Origin of the sequence: Halobaculum sp. EA56, assembly GCF_051195075.1 — an archaeon.
Lineage (GTDB): Archaea > Halobacteriota > Halobacteria > Halobacteriales > Haloferacaceae > Halobaculum.
The window spans coordinates 273905-294321 of record NZ_JBNTJX010000004.1 but is presented as its reverse complement, the minus strand read 5'-3'; the positions used below and the strand labels follow the sequence as shown (position 1 = coordinate 294321).

15 protein-coding genes and 1 pseudogene are annotated in these 20417 nt (G+C 71.4%); 1 reads left to right on the top strand and 15 read right to left on the bottom strand.

Annotated elements, in window-relative coordinates:
* Positions 1-97: 97 nt before the first annotated feature.
* Complete coding sequence (gene coaBC, locus ACQUQ1_RS09385; protein ID WP_435064015.1) at positions 98-1297, bottom strand: bifunctional phosphopantothenoylcysteine decarboxylase/phosphopantothenate--cysteine ligase CoaBC; 1200 nt, start codon at positions 1295-1297, stop codon at positions 98-100.
* A gap of 83 nt (positions 1298-1380) precedes the next feature.
* Positions 1381-3315, bottom strand: coding sequence for an ABC transporter ATP-binding protein (locus ACQUQ1_RS09380; protein ID WP_435064014.1), 1935 nt, complete (start codon positions 3313-3315; stop codon positions 1381-1383).
* A 107-nt stretch (positions 3316-3422) separates the two neighbouring features.
* Here ACQUQ1_RS09380 and ACQUQ1_RS09375 point away from each other — a divergent pair, with 107 nt between their 5' ends.
* A complete protein-coding gene (locus ACQUQ1_RS09375) occupies positions 3423-4649 on the top strand; it encodes a sensor histidine kinase (RefSeq protein WP_435064013.1) in 1227 nt (408 codons plus the stop codon).
* Between the two features lie 39 nt (positions 4650-4688).
* Here the strand turns inward: ACQUQ1_RS09375 and ACQUQ1_RS09370 are convergent, their stop codons facing one another.
* The 13 genes and pseudogenes from ACQUQ1_RS09370 to ACQUQ1_RS09310 form a co-directional block, all read right to left on the bottom strand.
* Positions 4689-5603: an AEC family transporter gene (locus ACQUQ1_RS09370; protein WP_435064012.1), complete on the bottom strand. Its 915-nt coding sequence runs from the start codon at positions 5601-5603 to the stop codon at positions 4689-4691.
* A 176-nt stretch (positions 5604-5779) separates the two neighbouring features.
* Positions 5780-6766: an ABC transporter ATP-binding protein gene (locus tag ACQUQ1_RS09365; RefSeq protein WP_435064011.1), complete on the bottom strand. Its 987-nt coding sequence runs from the start codon at positions 6764-6766 to the stop codon at positions 5780-5782.
* Entirely contained in the window at positions 6763-7833 is a 1071-nt protein-coding gene (locus ACQUQ1_RS09360) for a FecCD family ABC transporter permease (protein WP_435064129.1), read from the bottom strand. Before ACQUQ1_RS09360 ends, ACQUQ1_RS09365 begins: the two co-directional genes overlap by 4 nt.
* Positions 7834-7986: 153 nt before the next feature.
* Positions 7987-8889 (bottom strand): DUF7551 domain-containing protein, encoded by a 903-nt coding sequence (locus ACQUQ1_RS09355; protein WP_435064010.1) that lies wholly within the window; start codon positions 8887-8889, stop codon positions 7987-7989.
* Positions 8890-8951: 62 nt separating this feature from the next.
* Positions 8952-10163: an ABC transporter substrate-binding protein gene (locus tag ACQUQ1_RS09350; RefSeq protein ID WP_435064009.1), complete on the bottom strand. Its 1212-nt coding sequence runs from the start codon at positions 10161-10163 to the stop codon at positions 8952-8954.
* A 2-nt stretch (positions 10164-10165) separates the two neighbouring features.
* Positions 10166-11407: an ABC transporter substrate-binding protein gene (locus ACQUQ1_RS09345; protein ID WP_435064008.1), complete on the bottom strand. Its 1242-nt coding sequence runs from the start codon at positions 11405-11407 to the stop codon at positions 10166-10168.
* Positions 11408-11460: 53 nt separating this feature from the next.
* Positions 11461-13422: pseudogene (locus ACQUQ1_RS09340) on the bottom strand (ABC transporter ATP-binding protein).
* Positions 13419-14390 carry an FAD-dependent oxidoreductase gene (locus tag ACQUQ1_RS09335; protein WP_435064007.1) on the bottom strand — a complete coding sequence of 324 codons (972 nt, stop codon included), beginning with the start codon at positions 14388-14390 and terminating at the stop codon, positions 13419-13421. Before ACQUQ1_RS09335 ends, ACQUQ1_RS09340 begins: the two are co-directional and overlap by 4 nt.
* Entirely contained in the window at positions 14391-15641 is a 1251-nt protein-coding gene (locus ACQUQ1_RS09330; RefSeq protein ID WP_435064006.1) for an ABC transporter substrate-binding protein, read from the bottom strand.
* Positions 15642-15689: 48 nt separating this feature from the next.
* Positions 15690-16685: a sister chromatid cohesion protein PDS5 gene (locus tag ACQUQ1_RS09325; RefSeq protein WP_435064005.1), complete on the bottom strand. Its 996-nt coding sequence runs from the start codon at positions 16683-16685 to the stop codon at positions 15690-15692.
* 140 nt (positions 16686-16825) lie between these two features.
* A complete protein-coding gene (locus tag ACQUQ1_RS09320) occupies positions 16826-17800 on the bottom strand; it encodes an FAD-dependent oxidoreductase (protein WP_435064004.1) in 975 nt (324 codons plus the stop codon).
* On the bottom strand, positions 17800-19014 hold the full coding sequence (locus tag ACQUQ1_RS09315) for an ABC transporter substrate-binding protein (RefSeq protein WP_435064003.1): 1215 nt from the start codon (positions 19012-19014) through the stop codon (positions 17800-17802). Before ACQUQ1_RS09315 ends, ACQUQ1_RS09320 begins: the two co-directional genes overlap by 1 nt.
* A gap of 79 nt (positions 19015-19093) precedes the next feature.
* Positions 19094-20305 carry an ABC transporter substrate-binding protein gene (locus tag ACQUQ1_RS09310; RefSeq protein WP_435064002.1) on the bottom strand — a complete coding sequence of 404 codons (1212 nt, stop codon included), beginning with the start codon at positions 20303-20305 and terminating at the stop codon, positions 19094-19096.
* Positions 20306-20417: the final 112 nt, after the last annotated feature.

Genomic DNA, 20417 nt, shown 5'->3' with positions numbered 1-20417 from the left:
CCGCCGCCGTCTGTCGATCGTGGTCGCGGTCGCCGCCGGTTCGCGGCGATCACCCATCGCGGTCGCCCGCCGTCTCGCCGAGCGCCCGCCCCGCCGATCACCCGGCGCGGTCCGCGAGGTCGGCCGCGAGTTCGTCGGCAACCCGGAGTCCCAGGCCGAGCTTCGAGCCCTCGTAGGCGTCGAATCCCTCCCGCCGGACGACCAGGGCTCGGGTGTCGGCCGCGCCCATCACGCCTGCGTCGTTGGCGACGACGAACGCCAGATCGACCCGCTCCAGCGTCTCGCGGGCCTTCCCCGCGAGCGCGTCGTCGTCGCCGCCGGGCTCGGCCTTGAACCCCACGAGCGGCAGGTCGGGGTGCTCCTCGCGCACGGTGTCCAGCAGCTTCGGCGTCGGCGACAGCTCCAGCGTCAGCGACTCCTCGCCCGAGCGGATCTTCCCCTCGGTCGCCTCGACCGTGTAATCGGAGATGGCGGCCGCCGAGACCAGCGCGTCCGCGTCAGCGCAGGCGTCGACCGCCGCCGCGGTCATCTCCGCCGCCGACTCCACGTCGACCACGTCCACGTGCGGCAGGTCCTCGCCCACACCCCCTGCGGCGCCCGCGTCGTGGAGGAGGGTCACCTCGGCGCCGCGGGCGACGAGCGCGCGGGCGACCGCCCGGCCGGTCCGCCCGGACGCCCGGTTCGTGAGCACGCGCACGTCGTCGACGGCCTCGCTGGTCGCGCCCGAGGTGACGACGACGCGCCGCCCGGACAGCGGCCGCTCGCCGGCCGCGCGCGCCGTCGCGGTGACGACGGCGTCCTCCGCGGCGATCTTCGCCTTCCCCTCCTCGATCCGGGGGTCGACGAACTCGACGCCCCAGGACTCGACGCGGTCGATCGCGTCGAGCACGCCCGGGTGGTCGTACATCGGCTCGTGCATCGCGGGCGCGCACACGACCGGCACGCCGGCCCCGAGCGCCGTCGTCGCGCAGGTGGTGACGGGCGTGTCGTCGACGGCGGCCGCGATCTTGCCGACGGTGTTCGCGGTCGTCGGCGCGAGCAGCAGCACGTCCGCCCAGCTGTCGCGCCCGCACAGCTCGACGTGCTCGACGCGCCCGGTGATCTCGGTGACGACGTCGTGCTCGGTGGCGAACTCGACGGCCCACGGGTGGACGATCCCTGTGGCCGCGTCCGTCAGCACCGCGCGGACGGACGCCCCGTGGCGCCGGAGCTCGTGGGCGAGTTCGACGACTTTGACCGCCGCGATGGAGCCCGAGACGCCGAGGGCGACGTTGGTGTCGGCGAGGAGATCGGTCATCACCGGTTCGGTTGGGGGCTCCCCGTCGTAAATCCTCGCGCTCCGGGGGCGTCCCGGTCGCGGCCGGGCGCCGCCGGTCGAACTCAGTCGTCGCCGGCGTCGCCGACGACCGTCTCGGCCTGTCGCCGTCGGGCCCGCTCGACGAACTCCTCCGGGAGCGACTCGATCTCGCCGGCCTGCACGCCCCACAGCTTCGCGTACAGCCCGTCCCGGCTCAGGAGCTCCTCGTGGCCGCCGCGCTCGACCACCTCGCCGTCCTCCAGCACCAGCACCTCGTCGGCGTCCTTCACCGTCGAGAGCCGGTGGGCGATGACGAACGTGGTGCGGTCCGCGGCGAGCCGGTCGAGGCTCCGCTGGATCAGCATCTCCGTCTCCGTGTCGACGGCGCTCGTCGCCTCGTCCAGCACGAGGATGTCCGGGTCCTGGAGGACCACCCGGGCGATGGAGAGCCGCTGGCGCTGCCCGCCCGAGAGCTTCACGCCGCGCTCGCCGATCCGGGTGTCGTAGCCGTCCGGGAGGTTCTCGATGAACCCGTGGGCCTCGGCGGCCCTCGCGGCCTCCCGGACCGCCTCGTCGCTCGCGTCGAACCGGCCGTAGCGGACGTTCTCGGCGACGGTCCCGTCGAACAGGTACGTGTCCTGGCTGACGTAGCCCACCGACTCCCGCAGCGAGCGGACCGTCACCTCGCGCACGTCGTGGCCGTCGACCCGGACCGCGCCGTCGTCCACGTCGTAGAGCCTGAGCAGGAGCTTCAGCAGCGTGGACTTCCCCGCGCCCGTCGGACCCACCAGCGCGACCGTCTCGCCGGGGTCGACCGCGAAGTCGACGTCGCGCAGGACGGGGTCGTCCTCGCCCTCGTAGGAGAAGTCGACGCGGTCGTACTCGACCGCGCCCTCCACGTCGTCGAGGTCGACGGCGTCCTCCGCGTCGGTGACGCGTGCGGGAATGTCCTGCAGGCCGAACACCCGCTCGCAGGAGGCCTTCGCGTTCTCGTACTGGGAGACGATGTTCGACACCTCCGCCAGCGGGGTGACGAACCGCTGGGTGAGGAACAGGAAGGTGACGAACGTCCCGGCGCGCAGTTCCCCCGTCAGGGGACCGGGCGCCGTTCCCGACACGATCCACAGCCCGCCGACGACGAACGTCGCCGCGAACGCGACGCCCGCGAACAGCTCCATCCCCGGGCGGTACACGTAGTTGAGCCGGAGCATCGAGAGGGTCTTGCGGAAGTAGTTGTAGGAGGTGTCCTCGACGCGGCCCGTCTCGTAGGACTCGGTGCCGGTGGTCTTCACGAGCTGCATCCCGCCCAGCGAGTTCTCCAGGCGGGTGTTGAGGTCGGCGACGGCCTCGCGCTGGGCGGCGTACCGCGGCTCGACCGCCTTCATGAACCAGTAGGTGAACAGGACCATCGCCGGGACGACCACGAGCGTGACCGCCGCGAGTTGCGCGTTGCGCTCGAACAGGACGACGCCGATGCCGACGAGCATCACGCCGAGGCGGACGGAGTTCTGCAGGGCGTCGTCGAGGAAGCGTTCGAGGTTCGTCGCGTCGTTGTTGAGGACGGACATCACCTCCCCCGTCTGCTTGTCGTCGAAGAACCACATGTCGAGGTCCTGCATCTTCGCGTACGAGTCGGTCCGCACGTCGTGCATCACGCGGTGGGCGAAGTTGTTCGCCGCGATGCCGTACACCCACGTCAGCGCCGCCGTGACCGCGAACGCGCCGACGATCAGCCAGACGGAGAACCAGAACTGCGCCGCGTCGGGCGCGGTCGTCGGCAGCCACGCGTTCGGAACGACCGGCAGCGTGAACGGCTCGTCGCCGGTGAACGCCGAGTCGATCGCGACGCCCAGCACCAGCGGCGGGAGGAGGCTCGACCCGCGGGCGATCACGTTCGCCGTCATGCCGACGACCAGCCAGGGCCACTTGTCGAGCCCGTATTCCGTGAACAGCCGGTACAGCGGCCGGTCGACGCGGTCCCGGTAGACGTCGAACGCGCTCTCCTCCTCCGTACTCATTACGTTTCGAAACCGCCGCCCGAGACTTATGCGAACCGATGGGTGGCCGATCCATCGCTGATAGTTGGACGGCTACTCCTAAACACGGCGACCCCCTCCGGGACGACATGAACGGCGCAGCGGGCGCGAATCTGCCCCCTGCCGAATCCGACGACGGCGACGACGCCGCCCGATACGCGGACCTGCAGGCGTTGATACTCGACGCCTCGACGACGCTCGTCTCGGCGAACCCCGACGAGTTGGACACGAAGCTGGAGTGGACGCTTCGGTCCGTCGCGACGGGCCTCGACGCCGACTACGCGGCCGTCTACGACGCGGACCCGGAGGGGGCCGCGTCGACGGACCGACGGGCCGGCCCGGAGTTCGACCGGCTCCACACCTGGACCGCCGGCGGAGGTCAGGCGGACGACCCCGACCCGGAAACGGACGACGGCACCGGAGCCTCGGCGGTCGAACGGGCGCTGGACCGCGTCGGCGACGGCGAGATCGTGCGCCGGAGCGGCGGCGACGCCGCGGGCGCCCGTGACGGGCCGGCCGGCCACGAGAGCGTGCTCGCGGTCCCGATCCTCCGCGAGTACGAGCTGTGGGGCGTGCTCGTGTTCGCCGCCGAGGAGCCGCGGGGGCGCTGGCACGACCACGAGGTGGTACTCGTGCGGTCGCTGGCGGACATGGTCGCGAGTTCGCTGGACCGCGTGGAGCGCGAGCGTCGCCTCGCCGCCCAGAACGAGCGGCTGGAGCAGTTCGCCTCCGTCGTCTCCCACGACCTCCGCAACCCCCTCAACGTGCTCACCGGCTCGCTCGACCTCGCCGAGCGCACCGGCGACGCGGACCACTTCGACCGCGCCCGGCGTGCGGCCGACCGGATGGACGGCATCATCGACACCGTGCTCGACCTCGCGCGCGCCGGACGGGACATCGGCGAGACCGAGGTCGTGGACGTCGGTCGCGTCGCCCGCACCGCGTGGGAGGGGGTCGACACCCGCGAGGCGACCCTCGTCGTGGACGACCCCGGGCAATACGAGGCCGACGAGAACCGCCTGGCCGACGCCCTCTCGAACCTCTTTCGCAACGCGGTCGAACATGGGGGAACCGACGTGACCGTCACCGTCGTCGGTCGCGCGGACGCCTCGGACGGCTTCTACGTCGCCGACGACGGCGCCGGCTTCCCGAGCGGGACGGACGGCCTCTTCGAGCGCGGCCGTTCCGGGGACGTCGACGGCACCGGCCTCGGGCTCACGATCGTCGAGCGGGTCGTCGAGGCGCACGGCTGGACCGTCGAGGCGGGCGAGAGCGAGCACGGCGGCGCACGGTTCGATGTCGCCGTCGAGGAGTGAGCGCGCCGGGGCGCGACCGGCGGCGAGCCCGCTTCCCGGTCACCCGAGCACCCACAGCACGGGCAGCAGCGTCACGACCGAGAGCACGGTCGTCGCGAACACGTTGATCGACGCGAGGCCGGCGTCGCCGTCGAGCGCGGTCGCGTAGACGAACGTCGACACCGCCGTCGGCATCGCGAACATGACGACGCCCGCGCGGACGGTCGAGTGCGCGCCGCCCAGCGCCGAGAACACGACGAGCGCGTTCAGCGGCATCGCGAGCAGTTTCATCCCCGCGACGGCGCCGACCGTGGGGTAGTCGATCGAGGCGCCGTCGAGGGCGAGTGACGCCCCCACGCCGAGCAGGGCGAGCGGGAGCGCCGCCTCCGCGAGCCACGAGAGGCCGGTCACGGCGGGGGCGGGCGGCGCCCACCCGACCGCCGCCGAGCCGAGCCCGCCCCCGAGCGCGAGCAGCACCGGGTTCCGGACCAGCGACGCGGCCTCGCCGACGAGGTCCGCGTCGGCGTCGTTGGCGAGCGACAGCAGCGTGACCGTGGCCGGTACCTGGACGAGCGCCCCGACGCCGAGGATCACGCTCGCCTTCCCCGCCTCGACGGCGCCGGCGCCGAAGGTGGCGGCGACGATGGGGAGACCGAGGAAGCCGAGGTTGGAGTGATACGACTGGACGAGGGCGACGCTCCGGGCGGCGGCGTCGGGACGGCGGCGGTGGACGAGCCAGCTCAGACCGATTCCGGCGGCGAGGACGCCGGCCACGCCCGCGACGAGGCGGACCGACAGCACCTCCCCGAGCGGCTGGGCGTACGTCGAACTGTACACGAGCGCGGGCAACGCGAGGAAGAACGCGGCGTCGGTGAGGGCGTCCCGCCGGCGGGGCGTGAGCAGGCCGGCCCGGCGGCCGGCGAGGCCGACACCGAGGAGAGCGAGCATGAACGCGAGGTTCGAAGCGACGGACACGGGAGTCGTCGGCAGTCGACGCCGGGGATGGTTGACCGTTGCGTTCCCGGCGCGTGTCGCGGGGGCCGCGATATCCGGGCCCGGGAAGCGGCGAACCGCGCCGGCGACGCGTGCGGCGACGCTCGGACGGGTCGACCGTCCGGGGCGCCCCTACGCTTCGTCCGTCCCGGACGCCATCACTCCTCGTCTATCGCCCGTCGGGGGATAACGCGGGGGCCGTCGGGGCCGAAGCCGACCTCGGCCTCGACGCCGAACACGTCCCGGAGGAGCTGCTCGTTGATGACCTCGTCCGGCGGCCCCCACTCGTAGGGCTCGCCGTCCTTGAGCGCGATGAGGTTGTCCGCGAAGCGGGCCGCCTGTCCGATGTCGTGGAGGACGACGCAGACGGTCACGCCGTGGTCCTCGTTCAGCTCCCGGACGGCGTCGAGCACCCGGAGCTGGTGGTGCAGGTCGAGGAACGTGGTCGGCTCGTCCAGCAGGAGCGCGTCCGTCTCCTGCGCGAGCACCATCGCCAGCCACGCGAGCTGGCCCTGCCCGCCCGAGAGGTCGCCGACGGGCCGGTCCGCGAGGTGCTCGACGCCGACGCGCTCGATGGCGCGGTCGACCGCGCGGTAGTCCTCCTCGCGCATCCCCTCGAAGAAGCCGCGGTGGGGGTAGCGTCCGTGCGTGGCGAGCTCGCGCACCGTCGTCGAGTCCGGCGCGACGTGCTCCTGTGAGAGCAGGCCGAGCCTGCGCGCCAGCTCCGTCGTCCCGTACTCCTCCACGTCGCGGCCGTCGAAGGTCACAGCGCCGCGGTCCGGGGCGAGCTCCGCGTTCATCGACTTCAGCAGCGTCGACTTGCCGCTGCCGTTCGGGCCGATCAGCGCCGTGATCTCGCCGGCGGGCACCTCCAGCCGGTCGGCCTCGACGACGGGGTCGCCGTCCCCGTACGACAGCGCGATGTCGCTGATCGACAGCCGGGGGGAGTCGGCCGCGACGTCGCTCGCCTCCCCGGGATCGGCGTCCGGGCCGGGCCCGGGAGACGCGTCCCCGTCGCTTCCCGCCGGCTCCACGTCGGCCTCGGGCGGCTCGACCGCGGCGCCGCCGTCGCCGCGGGCGGCGTCTCCCCGGCTGTCACCGTCGTGAACGGGCTCGTCGACGTCGTGTCCGTCGTCGCGGGTCATAGGTCGCCGAGTCCCTCCTGCTTGCGCATCAGGTACAGGAAGTACGGGCCGCCGACGAGGCCCGTGACGATGCCGACCGGGAGCTGTGCGGGCGAGAGCGCGAGGCGCGCACCCACGTCGGCGAGCGTGACGAGCGCCGGCCCCGCGAACACGCACGCGACGACGAGGCGCTTGTAGTCGGAGCCGACGAGCTGGCGGACCATGTGGGGGACGATGAGCCCGACGAAGCCGACGATGCCGGCGACGGCGATGGCGGTGCCGGCCGCCAGCACCGCCACCGCCGACAGCGCGAAGCGGACGCGCTCGACGGACATCCCCAGCGACCGGGCCGTCCGCTCGCCCAGCAGGAGGACGTTCAGCTGTCTGGCCCCGACGAGCGTCAACGGCACCGCGACGAACGTCCACGGGAGCGCCATCCGCACCTGCTCCCAGTCGACGCCGGTGAGCGAGCCGGTCGTCCACGCGATGGCCGACTGAACGACGCCGAGGTCGTCCGCGAAGAAGAACAGCGCCGTCTGGAGCGACCCGAACACCGTCGAGACGATGACGCCCGCGAGGACGAGCCGGACGGGGCTGGTGCCGCCTTGCCAGGCGATGACGTACACGAGCAGGAAGGCGACCGCGCCGCCGCCGGCGGCGACCAGGGGGAGGAACGTCGCGAACCCGGTGAAGACGATGAGCGACAGGAGGATGGCCAGCCCCGCGCCCGCGGAGACGCCGAGGATGAACGGCGACGCGAGTTCGTTCCGGGTGACCGCCTGGAACACCGCGCCCGAGACCGCGAGGTTCGCGCCGACGAGCACCCCGACGACCACCCGCGGCATCCGGATCTGCCAGACGATGAGCGTCTCCTTCGGGAGGTCGACCGACGCCGTCGAGAGCCCCAGCGCGTTCGCGACGGCGTTGCCGAACCCCTCGCCGAGAAACAGCCGCAACAGCACCTGGGGATTCGTCCACACCAGCGGGTCGAACACCGCCGACCACGCCGTCCCCACAGACATGGTGAACGCGCCGAAGCTCACCTGCACGAGCCCCGAGGCGACGACGACCGCCGTGCTCGCGACCATCACGGTCACCAGCGAGGTGTCGACCCACGAGAACGTCCCCTCCACGTCCGGGACCGTCTCGCGCGTCTCACCGGCCACGGTCGACCCCCTTCCGTTGCATACGATTTAGGCTAGCCTAAGCGTTGAAAAGCGTGTCGAAGCGGGCGACGGTCGTCAGGACCGGGGACGCACGCTGGTGAGCCCGGTCGGCCCGTCGCCGCCGTTCGTCGTCAGCGCCAGCGTCCATCGACCCTCCCCCGATCGCTCGACGGACGCGATAGCGATGGAGCGGACCGACGCCCGGCGGAACAGCGCGACGACGACCGGGAGCGTCACGACCCGGTCGTCGTCCGCGAGCGCGTACCCCTCGAACTCGACCCGCCACCGCCGCGCCGCCGCGTCGATGTCGACCGACGGGGCCGACACCTCGTACGACCGGAGCATCCCGGCCGACTCGAGTTCGGCGAGCGCGGCGGCGACGGGGTCGTCGGCCTCCGCCTCGGAGTCGGGCATCCGCTCGCCCGCCGCCCGCAGCACATCGGTCAGCTCCGACGACTCCAGCCGGGCGGACAGCTCCGCGGCGATGCTCCGCAGCAGCCGGAGGCAGAGGTCGTCCGGCCCGTCGAGCTCCTCTGCCGATTCCAGGTACGTGTCCATGATGGCGTCCTGGAGGGCCGTGTGCGGCGAGTCGGCGATGGCCTCGAAGACGACCCCCGCGACGGTGTGACAGTAGTCGATCGCCGAGCGCGCGGTCGCGTTCCCCTCGGGCCGCTCCTGTCGCGGGCCGGGCCCGGGTTCGGTGCCGTCGACGGCGCGTCCCGGCGACGTGACGTCCTCCGTCACCTGACAGGCGATCACGTCGTACACGGGAAGTTGCGGGTCGTACCGGCGCAGCGCCGCACGGTACTGCTCGGTGCTCCTGGCGGCCGCCCGCGCGGTCGCCCGGCCGTCGAACGCGAGCCCGTCGGCGGGTACCGGTCGGTCGCCGGTCCGTGCGCACACCAGCCGGTAGTCGCCGTCCGGGTCGGCGAGCGATTCGATGTGCCGTCTGAGGTCGCCGAGGGTGGTTCCGATCATGGATGGGAGGACGGACAGTCGCCGGGGCGACCGCCGCGGGAGCCGCTCGGGCCGTCCCGCGGTCAGATGTCGCCGTCGATCGCGCTCGCGACGCGCTCGCGGTCGAAGAGCCGCTCGCCCTCCGGCGTCTCGCCGACGCCGCGCCACTCGCCGAACGCGTCCGGGTAGAACTGCTTGGCGGCGATCTCCGTCTGGAAGAGGTTGATCACGGGCCCCTGGTAGGAGGTGCCCCCGCGGTAGAGCCGATCGTTCTGGACCGCCGAGAGCTGGCTCCCCACCGGGTCGTCGCGCATGCGCTCCATGCGTGCCTCGAACTCCTCGGCCGAGACGTGCGAGAAGCCGTACTGGAACAGCAGCACGTCCGGGTCGACCTCCAGGAGCTGTTCGTAGTCCCACTCGGCGTAGCTCCCGTCGATCTCGTCGTCGAACGCGCCGCGCATCCCCAGGTCGCGGTACTGCTTGTGGCCGTTGCCGCCGTGGACCGGGTACGCGTAGAAGGACCCGTTCTCGAAGTCGGAGTTTACCGACAGGAGCCCCACCGACGGGCGATCCCCTTCGGGCGGGAGGTCCGCGTCGATCGTCGACTGGAGCTCATCGTGAACTGACGCGACCGCCTCGTAGCGCTCGGGCTCGCGGAACACCTCCGCCACCTTCCCGAACGCCTCGTACAGCGAGTAGTAGGGGTAGTCGTGCCAGTCGGCGCCGCGGCGGCGGATGGAGTTGCCGACGATCGGCCCGACCTCCCGTTCGACCTCCGCGAAGTCCTCGTCGGTCCAGTTGTCGTCGAGGAGCTGGATGAAGTTCGGGTCGAACAGGTGGACGTCGCAGTCCAGCTCGTAGAACGCCTCCTTGTCGATGCCGCCGTCGCCCATGAGCTGCGGGACGTCGTCGAAGTCGACGTCGACGCCGGGGAGCGCGTCGTAGAACTGGAGCGGCCAGTTCTCGGTGAAGATCAGCCCCGCGAGGCCGTCCAGCTGACCGAGCGCGATGGCCATGTCGCCGTAGGTGCTGAAGTAGGCCATCCAGCGTTTGGGGGGCGACTCGAACGTCACCTCCCCCGACGGCTCCATCGTCACGGTGTAGGAGCGGTTCTCGGTCGTCCGGGTCGGCGTGTCCGCGTCGCCAGCCGTGTCGGTGGCGGCGTCGCCGCCGCTCCCGCCGGTACAGCCGGCGAGCAGCCCGCCGCCGACGACGGCGCCGCCGTACTTCACGTAGTCCCTCCGCGTCGGTGCTCCCGTCGGTTCGGTGTTCGCGTCCTCGGTGTCGCCGTTCATCGTTAGCGGTCTCCGTTGATGACGTCGGCTACCCGCTGGTGGTCGAACAGCTGTTCCTCCTCGGGGAAGTCGGGGTAGGTGTCGCCCTCCTCGAACCGGGGCCACTCGCCGAACTGCTCTGGGTAGAGCTGCTTGGCGGTCATCTCCAGCTGGAGGAGGTTCTGCAGCGGGCCCTGGAACGACTGCCCGGACGCGTAGAATCGGTCGTTCCGCACCGCGGTCAGCTCCGAGCCGACCGGGTCCTCCGAGACGGTCGCCTTCACCTCGTCCCAGTCGTAGAACGGCGTCACCGCGAAGTTGTGGAGGATCACGTCGGGGTCGACCTCCAGCATCCCCTCGTAGTCGTAGGACGCGCCGTAGTTCTCGTCGTACGTGCGGTCGCTGTCGGCGAAGGCGTCGCGGGCGCCCATCGGCCGGGTGTGGGCCTTCCCGAAGCCCGGGCCCGAGATCTTGTACGGGTAGAACTCCCCCTCGTAGAAGGCGACCAACCCGACGCTCGGCCGCTCGCTCCGCGGCGGGAGGTTCGATCGGATGGTCGCGTACAGCTTCTCGTACTCCTCCTGCAGGGCCGCGAACCGCTCGGGCTCCCGGAACACCTGCGAGACCTTCTCCGTGATCTCCCAGATGGTGTAGTACCGGTAGCCGTCGCGCCATCCCTCGGGAGGCTGGGTGTGCTCGCGGCTGTAGCGGTTCGCGAAGAACGGCCCGACGTTCTCGACGACCTCCTCGGTGTCCGCCTTCGACCAGTTGTCGAACGCCGACAGCCACGCCGGGTCCATGAGGTGGACGTCGCTGTCGAGCTCGTACAGGATCTCCTTGTCGAACGAGCCGTTCGAGAACAGCTCCGTGAGCCCCTCGGCGTCGAAGGAGACCCCGTCGAGGTGGTCGAAGAAGTACGTCAGCGTCTCCGCGTACGAGAGGAACCCGAGGGAGTTGAGGGAGTCGTCGTGCCCCAGCGCGACGAGCATGTCCGCGTACTGCGGGCTGTAGGCCATCACGTTCGAGGGCACCTCCTCGAAGGTGACCTCGCCCACCGGCGACATCGTCACCGAGTAGCTGGTGTCCTCCGGCGTCTCCGTCGGCGTGGCCTCGTCCGTCGGCGTCTCGGTCGCCGTGGGCGAGGACTCGCCGCCGTCGCCCTGTCCCGCACAGCCGGCCAGCAGCGTCCCGCCGATGACGCCGCCGCCGTACTTCACGTAGTCCCTGCGCGTTGGTACCTCCCGTCCGGTGGCGTCGTCTGCCATGTTTTTAGGCTCGCCTAATAATACAAAAACACGTCGATCGTTGGGGGCGGGCCTCACCGCTCCGCCGACGACCCGGCGGTCCGCGCGAGGAAGTCCTCGGGGAGCGACTCGACCTCCCCCGCCTGCACCCCCCAGAGGCTCGCGTAGAGGCCGTCCGTCCCGAGCAGTTCCTCGTGGGTGCCGCGCTCGACCACCTCGCCGTCGTCCAGCACGACGATCGTGTCGGCGTCCTTCACCGTCGAGAGCCGGTGGGCGATCACCAGCGTCGTCCGGTCGGCCGCCAGCCGGTCGAGCGACCGCTGGATCAGGTACTCCGTCTCGGTGTCGACGGCGCTCGTCGCCTCGTCGAGCAGGAGTATCTCGGGGTCCTGCAGGACCGTGCGCGCGATTGCGATCCGCTGGCGCTGTCCGCCCGAGAGTTTCACGCCGCGCTCGCCGACGCGGGTGTCGTACCCCTCCGAGAGCCCCTCGATGAAGGCGTGCGCCTCCGCCGCCTCCGCCGCGGCGACGACGTCCTCGCGGTCGGCGTCGAACCGGCCGTAGCGGACGTTCTCCGCGACCGTCCCGTCGAACAGGAAGGTGTCCTGGCTCACGTAGCCGATCGCCGAGCGCAGGTCCGCGAGGCGCACGTCGCGCACGTCGTGGCCGTCGACCCGGACGGCGCCGTCGGTCACATCGTACAGCCGCAGGAGGAGTTTGGCGACGGTGGACTTCCCCGCGCCGGTCGGCCCGACGATGGCGACCGTCTCGCCCGGCTCGGCCTCGATGTCGACGCCGTCGAGGACTGGCTCGCCGTTTTCCGGGTCGCGCCGGTCCTCGCTCGAGGAACCCGGGTCCTCTCGCGTCCCGCCGTCACCGTAGGCGAAGGTGACGTCGTCGTACTCGACGCGCCCCTCGACCTCGTCCAGCGCGATGGCATTCGGCGCGTCCTCGATGCGGACGGGGACGTCCATCAGGCCGCAGATGCGCTTGCCCGAGGCCCTCGCGTTCTCGTACCAGTCGACGATGTTCGAGAGCTGGGCCATCGGCCCCGTCAGCCGCTGGGTGAGCAGCATGAACACGACGAACTCGCCGGTCGTGAGCTCGCCCTAGAAGAACAGCGGCGGGCCGGAGAACACCCACAGCCCCCCGAGCACGAACGTCGCCAGCAGCGCCGCGCCCGTGATGAGTTCCATCCCCGGCCGGTAGAAGTAGCTCAGCTTCAGCACGTCCATGTTGGCGTCGAAAACGTCCCGTGACACGCGGCGGACGCGGTCGTTCTCGTAGTCCTCGGTGCTCGTGGTCTTGACCAGCTCGATGCCGCTGAGGCCGTTCTCGATGCGGGTGTTGAGGTCGCCGATCGTCTCGCGGTGGCGCGTGTACCGCGGCTCGATGACGCGCATGAACCACCACGTGAACCCCACGAGCAGCGGCACCGCCCCGAGCGTCACCAGCGCGAGCTGCCGGTTCGTGTACACCAGCGCGCCGGTCACGCCGACGACGATCACTCCGATCCGAACCGAATCCCCGAGCGCGTTGTCGAAGAACGTCTCTAGGTTCGACGTGTCGTTGTTGAGGATCGACATGACCTCGCCGGTCTCCTTGTTGTCGAAGAAGGTCATGTCGAGGCGCTGCATCTTCTCGTAGGCGTCGACCCGGATGGCGTACATAACGCCGTGGGCGAAGTAGTTGATCGCCACCCCCCGGACCCACTGGAGGACCGCCCCGCCCAGCAGCGCGGCGGCGACGACTGCTGTCGAGAACCAGAACTGCGCCGTCCGGTCGGTCGGAAGCCACGCGTCGGGGACCAGCGGCAGGGCGTAGGCGCTCTCCCGTGCGAACACCGCGTCGATGGTCGTCCCGAGCACGATCGGCGTCACCAGCACCGTGCCGTAGGCGATCACGCTCGTGACGAGTCCGACGGCGAGCCACGCGGCGTGGCCGGGGGTGTACGCACGGAAGAGCCGCCACAGCGGCCGGTCGACCCGCTCCCGGTGGGCGTCGAGTTCCGTCTCGAAGGCGGCCTCGTCGGTCACTCCTTAGCCTCCGGGCCCGGCAGCTCGCCCCGCTCTGCGAGGTACGCGCGGACGGCGTCGTCGTCGAGTTCGTCGAGCAGGGCCGCGGGGTCGTGCGCGTCGGCGACGGCCGCGGGATCGAGGTGCTCCGCGAGCGCGACGTGCCCCCGGTGGGTCCGGTCGGCGACCTCCCCGTCGGAGACGTACTGGTCCAGGCGCTCGTCGAGGAACGCCTCGCGGACCCGCCGGAAGCGGTCGGAGTCCGCGTCGACCGGGGCGTCATCGCCGTGGTAGTCGTCGAACCACTCGCGCCAGTTGTCGCGGTCGGCCCACTCCTCGTCGCGGGCCGACTCCCGGCGCACCCAGTCGTACCCGAGCGCGACGTCCTCCCACCAGCCGTCGTCGATGCGGGCGTCCGCGACGACGCGGCGGGCCACGCGGGCGCCCCGGCCGGCCGCGACCACCGCCTGCATGTCCGCCTCGTCGGAGGGCGAGGCGACGTACAGGCCCTCGACCGGGGTGGTCCCGTCGCGGTCGGCGTAGTCGCGGACGAACGTCTCGTGGGTCTCGCCGTCGTGTTCGTGCTCCTCGAACATCGCGTCCTCGTCGTCGAGCCCCCGGAGGTACTCGCCGTCGTAGCGGGTCGCCGCGACGACGCGACGGGCCGTGACGGGGTCGCCCTCCTGGGGGCGTACGAGGAACCCCTCGCCGCCCTCGTCGCCGCCGTCGGCGAGCCGTTCCACCGACTCGACCATGTCGTCGACGACCGCGGCGCCGGCCGCCCCGACGTGGTCGTGGAGCAGGTCGTACAGCGTTCCGACGTCGATCCCCCCGGGGAACCCCGGGTAGTTCTCCAGGTGGGCACACCGGGCGATCGAGGAGCGCCCCCGGTCGAAGACGACCGTGTCGAGGCCGCGGCGGGCGAGGAACACGGCCGCCGTCGCGCCCGCCGGCCCGCCGCCGACGACCGCCACGTCCCGGTCGGGCATCTACTCCCCTCCGGCGACGACCTCGGCGACGCGCTCGCGGTCGAACAGCCGCTCCCCCTCGGGGATCTCCGGGTACGGGTCCCCGTGCTCGTACTCGGGCCACTCGCCGAACTGCTCGGGGTACAGCTGCTTCGCCGTCATCTCTAGCTGGAACAGGTTCATCAGCGGTCCCTGCACCGGGGTCCCGGACGCGTAGAACCGGTCGGTCTCGATCGCGGTCAGCTGCCCGCCCACGGGGTCGTCCGCGATCGTCTCGCGGATCGACGCCACGTCGTAGTAGGAGGCGATCCCGAACTGGTGGAGGATCACGTCCGGGTCGACCTCGAGGAGCGTCTCGTAGTCGTAGGTCGTCCCGAAGCCGGCGTCCGTCCCCGCGAACGCGTCGGTCGCGCCGAGCGGCCTGACGTGGGCGTTCGCGAACCCGGGCGCGTTGATCTTCGAGGGGTAGAACGTCCCGTCGAAGAAGATGACCGCCGCGACGGACGGTCGCTCGGACTCCGGCGGGAGACCCGATCGGATCCGGTCGAGCATCTCGTCGCGGACCGCGGCCAGTTCCCCGTACACGTCGGACGCCCGGAACACCCGCGAGACGCGCTCGGAGATGTCCCACAGCGCGTAGTACTCGTACTCGTCGCGCCACCCCTCCGGCGGCTGCCCGTGCGTGCGGCTGTAGGTGTTCCCGAGGAACGGCGCGACGTTCGCGGCGACCTCCTCCACGTCCGAGCGCTCCCACCCCTTGAACGAGTCGAGCAGCGCCGGGTCCATGAGGTGGAGATCCGAGTCCAGCTCGTAGAACACCTCCTTCTCGACGCGGATCTCCCCCGACCCCGCGTTGAGCTGGGTCAGGTCCCCGTAGTCGAAGGAGACGCCGTCGAGGCGCTCGTAGTAGGCGTCGAGGGTGTTGCCGCCCGCGGCCGCGTCGAACCCGAGCGAGTTGACGGCGTCGCCGGCGCCGTAGGCGACGGCCATGTCCGCGTACAGGAGGCTGTACACCGAGACGTCCGACGGGACGGACTCGAACGACACCTCCCCGACCGGCGCCATCGAGACGGCGTATCCGTCGGCCGCGGCGGTCGTCGCCTCGGCGCCCTCCGTCGGCGACGCGGTCGCGGTCTCCGTGGCCGGTTCGGTCGCGGTAGACCCGTCGTCGCCGCCGGTACAGCCCGCGAGGAGGCCGCCGGCGACGACGGCGCCGCCGTACCTCGCGAACTCGCGTCGGGACGGCCCGCCGTCCTCGTCTGTGTCGGTCATACGAACGGGGTTCGCCGGGCCGCGCATATGGCTTTCGGTCGGCCTAAATCACGGACGGCGCGGCGCCCCGCAGACCGGACACGTCGGCGCGTCGGGCGGGACCACGGTGTCGCAGTGGGGGCACTCGCTCCCGTCGGGCGCGGTGATCGCGTCGACGGCGTCCGCGGTGGTCGTCCGGACGCCCTCGACCGACCCGACCGCCTCGAACTCGCGGTCGGTTCCCCTCCCGTCGAGCGCCGCGAGCGCGAACGCGACGCGGTCCGCGAGGAACGCGTCGTCCGCGTCCTCGATCGCCGCGAGCCGGTCCGCGAGGGAGTCGTCGTCCGCGTCGCCGTCCCTGGCGGTCCCGGCCTGCGCGAGCACCCCGAGCGTCTCCGCCGCGCGGCCGCGGACGACGGGGTCCTCGTCGCCGAGGCGGTCGGCCACCTCCTCGCGGACCTCGGCGACCCGTTCGGGGTGCTCACACGCGAGGACCGTCAGCGCGGTGAGGAGGTGGTACCGCACCAGTTCCTCGTCGTCGTCGAGGTGTTCCGCCAGCGCCGACACCTGATGCCGGAGCCTGTCGGGGTCGCCGAGCGCGATGCCCTCCAGCGCCTTCGCCAGTTTCGTCCGCACCCCCGGCTCGTCGAACGCCAGCCCGACCCGCAGGTCCGCCAACAGCTCCGGGGAGGCGACCTCCTCGGGACGCTCGACGGCGGCGTAGCCGAGCGCCTCCGCGCACCGGGCCCGGACGTAGTAGAACTCCCCCTCGTCGGCGAGCCGGTCGGCCAGGTCGTCGCGTGCGCTGAGCACTCTGCCCGGCTCCGCCTCGGCGACCGCCGCGAACACCTTCGCCGTCGACAGCCGGACGGACCGGTCGTCGTCGGTCAGGAACGGCGCGAGGTCGTCGACCAGCGGCGCCGCGGGTGCCGGGTCGTCGTCGGTCGCGGCGCGGAGCCGTCGCAGGGCGTCCTTGCGCTCGGCGGTGGGCGCGTCCCGGAGCCCCGCCAGCCGCTCGGCCGCCCCCTCAACGTCTCCCCGTGTCACGTGCGTCGATAGGTCCATGTGTGCTCCGGCGCCGCGGGGTGGGCGCCCTCGTCGTTCGCCGGTCTGCTGCCGCGTGTATAAAATCACCGTGGCGGGCCGTTCGACGGAGTTCACCTCCCGGCCGACGGGCCGGAGTGTGGCCCCCGGTCGGGCGACGCCTACTCGTCGTCGGTCGCCCGCGCCGACTCGGCGATGTCGGACTCCGACAGCGAGGCCGCGTACTCGCGGATCACGTCGTCGTCGAGGCGGTCGAGCAGCCGGCGCTGTCCCTCGCGGTCGCGCCGCTCGCGTTCCGACCCGTCGATCTGACGGTCGAGGAACTCGGAGCACAGGTGCTCGAACGCCGCCTCCGCGAGCGGGTCGTCCGGGTCGCGGTCGCCGAGGACGCGCTTCTCGAACCACTCGCGGGTGTCCTCCCGCCAGCCGTCGCCGCCGTAGCGCCCCTCGTGGACTACCCAGTCGACGTAGTGGTCGGCGACGGCCGGCCAGTAGCGCGCGGCGAGGTCGTCCCGGACGAGCGACACCGCCGCCCGCGCGCCGTGACCCGCGGCGACGGCCGCCTGGTGGACCGTCTCGTCGGTCATCCAGCCCGCGGCGTACAGGCCCTCGACGCTCGTCCGGCCCCCGTCCGTGGCGACCATGCCGTACTTCTCCTCCGTCTCGACCCGCTCGGCGAACGGCTCGAACATGTCGCCGTCGTACGCCGTCGCCGCGAGCACGTACCGGACGAGGTACTCGCCGTCGTCGCTCTCGACGCGGAACCCGCCCCGGTCGGCGTCGACGCCGGCGACGCCGCCGTCCTCGACGCCCGCGTCCGCGAGGTCGGCGGGAGCGACGCGCTCGACGAGTTCCTCCCGGACGGCGCCCCCCTCGACCTCGACCTGGTCGCGCCCGAGCGCGAGGAAGCGGTCGGGGGCGACGCCGCCGGGGAACCCGAGATAGTTCTCCAGGTGCGCGCACTGGCCGATGGCGGACGTCCCGCGCGCGAGCACGAGCGTGTCGAGGCCGTACCGGGCGAGGAACGTCGCCGCCGAGAGGCCGGCCGCGCCGCCGCCGATCACGAGCACGTCGCGGTCGACGGCCGTCTCCGGGTCGCCCGCGGCGGTGTCCCCGACCGTGTCCGTTCCGGCCATCAACGGTCGCCCGCGACGATGTCGCGGACGCGCTGCCGGTCGAACAGCCGGTTCTCCTCGGGCACCTCGGGGAACGCCTCGGGATCGAACTCGCCGAACTCCTCCGGGTACAGTTGCTGTGCGGTCATCTCAGTCTGCAGGAGGTTCGTGATGGGGCCCTGTTCGCCGTACTGGCCGGGGTACACGCGCCCGTTCTGCACCGCGGTGAGCTGACTGCCGACGCCGTCCTCCTCCATCGGCTTCACGTACTGCTCGTAGAACGCGTCGGCGGAGAAGCCGTCCGAGTCCGGGGTAGTGGTCCCGATCCCCCAGTGAACGACGATGATCTCGGGATCCACCTCGAGCAGTTGCTCGTAGTCGATCTCGCCGGCGACGTCGTCGGGGAACGCGCTCCCCACGCCCAGGTCGCGGTACGGCTTCATCTCGTACCCCTCGGACTGGGTGTCGAGCGGGTAGAACGTCCCCTTGTCCGGCTCGGACCCGCCGTTGATCAGCCCGATCTCCACCCGGTCGCCCTCGGCCGGGAGCCGGGATTGCACCTCCGACAGCACCTCGTCGTGGAGGCTCGCGAACGCCTCGTACCGCTCGCGCTCCTGAAACGCCTCCGCGAGCCGCTCGAAGGCCCCGTAGAGGGTGTACAGTTTGTAGTCGTGGAACTCCCGCCGGCGGCGGCAGTTGTTCCCGAAGAAGGGGGCGACGTTCTCCCGGATCTCGGCAGTGTCGTCCTCCTCCCAGGAGTCGTCCCACCCCCGCTCCAGGAACTCCGGGTCGATCAGGATCACGTCCGGGTCGAGCTCGTAGAACGTCTCCTTGTCCCACCCGCCGTTCTGCCACAGCGGCGTCAGCTCCGACTGTGGGGGCACGTCCAGCCCGAAGGGCTCGAAAAAGAACCCGGGGATCATGTTGCCCGCGGTGCGGAACCCCTCGCGCTGCCCGAGCGCGAACGCCATGTCCGCCCACGCGCCGTTGTAGGTGAACCACGCCTCGGGCACCTCCTCGAAGGTCACCTCGCCGACGGGCTCGATGAACGCCGTGTAGGAGCCGTCGTCGTCGGTGTCGGTCGCGGCTGTGGTCGCGTCCTCGTCCTCCGGCGTCGCGGTCGGGTCCGCCGTCTCCGTCGACTCCGACCCGCCGCCGTCACTGGTGCACCCTGCCAGTCCGGCGCCGAGCGCGGCGCCGACCGTGCCGATGAATCGTCGTCGGTTCCGGTTCACAGTTTTAGGCTGCCCTAAAAATTGAAAAGGATGTCGGTCCGTCCCGTTTCCCGCCGGCCCGGCCGCGAGGACGCTCCCGCTACGCCTCGCCGTTGACCGCCGCCGACAGCTCCGCGCGCGAGAACAGTTCCCCGGAGAACCGGTCGGGGAAGTACAGCGTCGCGAACCGTTCGAGGTTGAACAGGTGCTGGAGCGGCCCCTGATAGATGGGGCCGCCACGGAACACCCGTCCCTCCTGTACCGCGGTGAGTTCCGACGCCACGTCGTGCTGCTTCATGAACGCGAGCACGGTGTCTCGGAACTCCGCCCTCGTCTGTCCCTCGTGGCCCCGAACGAGGATCGAGTCGGGGTCGACCTGGAGCATCGTCTCGTAGTCGATCTGGCCGCGGTCGTTCGTCGAGAGGCCCTGGATCCCGGTCCCCGCGAGCGCGTCGGAGAGCCCGAGGTCGTGGAACTGCTTCTTGTTCGTGCCGAGCCCGGAGAGCCGGTAGGGGTAGAACGCCTCGGGCTCGGTCCCCCCGGCGAACGTGAGCAGCGCGTTCGGCCGCGCGTCGGGGGCGGGGAGCTTCGCCTGCACGTCGGCGACGGTCTCGTCGTGGATCCGCTTGACCGCCTCGTAGCGGTCGTGCCGCTGGAACACCTGCGCGACCTTCTCGAAGGCGCCGTACATGGTGTAGTAGCGGTAGGTGTGCCAGGAGTCCGTCCGCCGGAAGATCGTGTTCCCGATGAACGGCCCCACGTCCTCGCGAACGTTCTCGAGGTCCGACTGCTCCAGCTTGAAGAAGCCGTTGTTGAGCAGCCACTGCGGGTCGATCAGGTGGACGTCGCTGTCCAGCTCGTAGAACAGCTCCGAGTCGATGGCGTAGGAGTCGCCGAGCAGCTGCGTGATCTTCGACTCGTCCACCGAGACGCCGTCGAGCTCCGCCAGGTGGTCCGTGTAGAACCGGCCCTTGTTCCCCACGGCGAGCAGGTCGTCGCCCTTGCCCAGCGCGATCCCCATGTCGGCGTAGCCCGACTCGTAGACGGTGAACGTCTCCGGGACCTCCTCGAAGGTCACGTCCCCGACGGGCGCCATCGTCACCGTGTAGCTGGTGTCCTCCGGCGTCGCCGTCTCGGTTTCAGTCTCCGCGGGTTCGGGAGTCGACTCCTCCGCCGTCGTCTCCGTCGACCCGTCCCCGTCGCCGGTGTCGCCCGTACAGCCGGCCAGCAGCGTCCCGCCGAGGACTCCCCCGCCGTACTTCACGTAGTCACGCCGCGTCAGCGGATCGTCGCCGCCGTTGGATCGTGCCATAGGTCCTATGGACGCGGTGGTACAAAAGACACTTTCGGTCTACCTAAACTACACAGTTCCGCCGGCCGGACGCCCGTCGGAGTGTTCTCGTCGGGTCCGCCGGCGAGCCGGC

Coding starts and splice junctions, on each gene's coding strand:
- coaBC (WP_435064015.1), bottom strand. CDS start 1,297: ATGACCGATCTCCTCGCCGACACCAACGTCGCCCTCGGCGTCTCGGGC.
- ACQUQ1_RS09380 (WP_435064014.1), bottom strand. CDS start 3,315: ATGAGTACGGAGGAGGAGAGCGCGTTCGACGTCTACCGGGACCGCGTC.
- ACQUQ1_RS09375 (WP_435064013.1), top strand. CDS start 3,423: ATGAACGGCGCAGCGGGCGCGAATCTGCCCCCTGCCGAATCCGACGAC.
- ACQUQ1_RS09365 (WP_435064011.1), bottom strand. CDS start 6,766: ATGACCCGCGACGACGGACACGACGTCGACGAGCCCGTTCACGACGGT.
- ACQUQ1_RS09360 (WP_435064129.1), bottom strand. CDS start 7,833: ATGGTCGCGAGCACGGCGGTCGTCGTCGCCTCGGGGCTCGTGCAGGTG.
- ACQUQ1_RS09355 (WP_435064010.1), bottom strand. CDS start 8,889: ATGATCGGAACCACCCTCGGCGACCTCAGACGGCACATCGAATCGCTC.
- ACQUQ1_RS09350 (WP_435064009.1), bottom strand. CDS start 10,163: ATGAACGGCGACACCGAGGACGCGAACACCGAACCGACGGGAGCACCG.
- ACQUQ1_RS09345 (WP_435064008.1), bottom strand. CDS start 11,407: ATGGCAGACGACGCCACCGGACGGGAGGTACCAACGCGCAGGGACTAC.
- ACQUQ1_RS09335 (WP_435064007.1), bottom strand. CDS start 14,390: ATGCCCGACCGGGACGTGGCGGTCGTCGGCGGCGGGCCGGCGGGCGCG.
- ACQUQ1_RS09330 (WP_435064006.1), bottom strand. CDS start 15,641: ATGACCGACACAGACGAGGACGGCGGGCCGTCCCGACGCGAGTTCGCG.
- ACQUQ1_RS09325 (WP_435064005.1), bottom strand. CDS start 16,685: ATGGACCTATCGACGCACGTGACACGGGGAGACGTTGAGGGGGCGGCC.
- ACQUQ1_RS09320 (WP_435064004.1), bottom strand. CDS start 17,800: ATGGCCGGAACGGACACGGTCGGGGACACCGCCGCGGGCGACCCGGAG.
- ACQUQ1_RS09310 (WP_435064002.1), bottom strand. CDS start 20,305: ATGGCACGATCCAACGGCGGCGACGATCCGCTGACGCGGCGTGACTAC.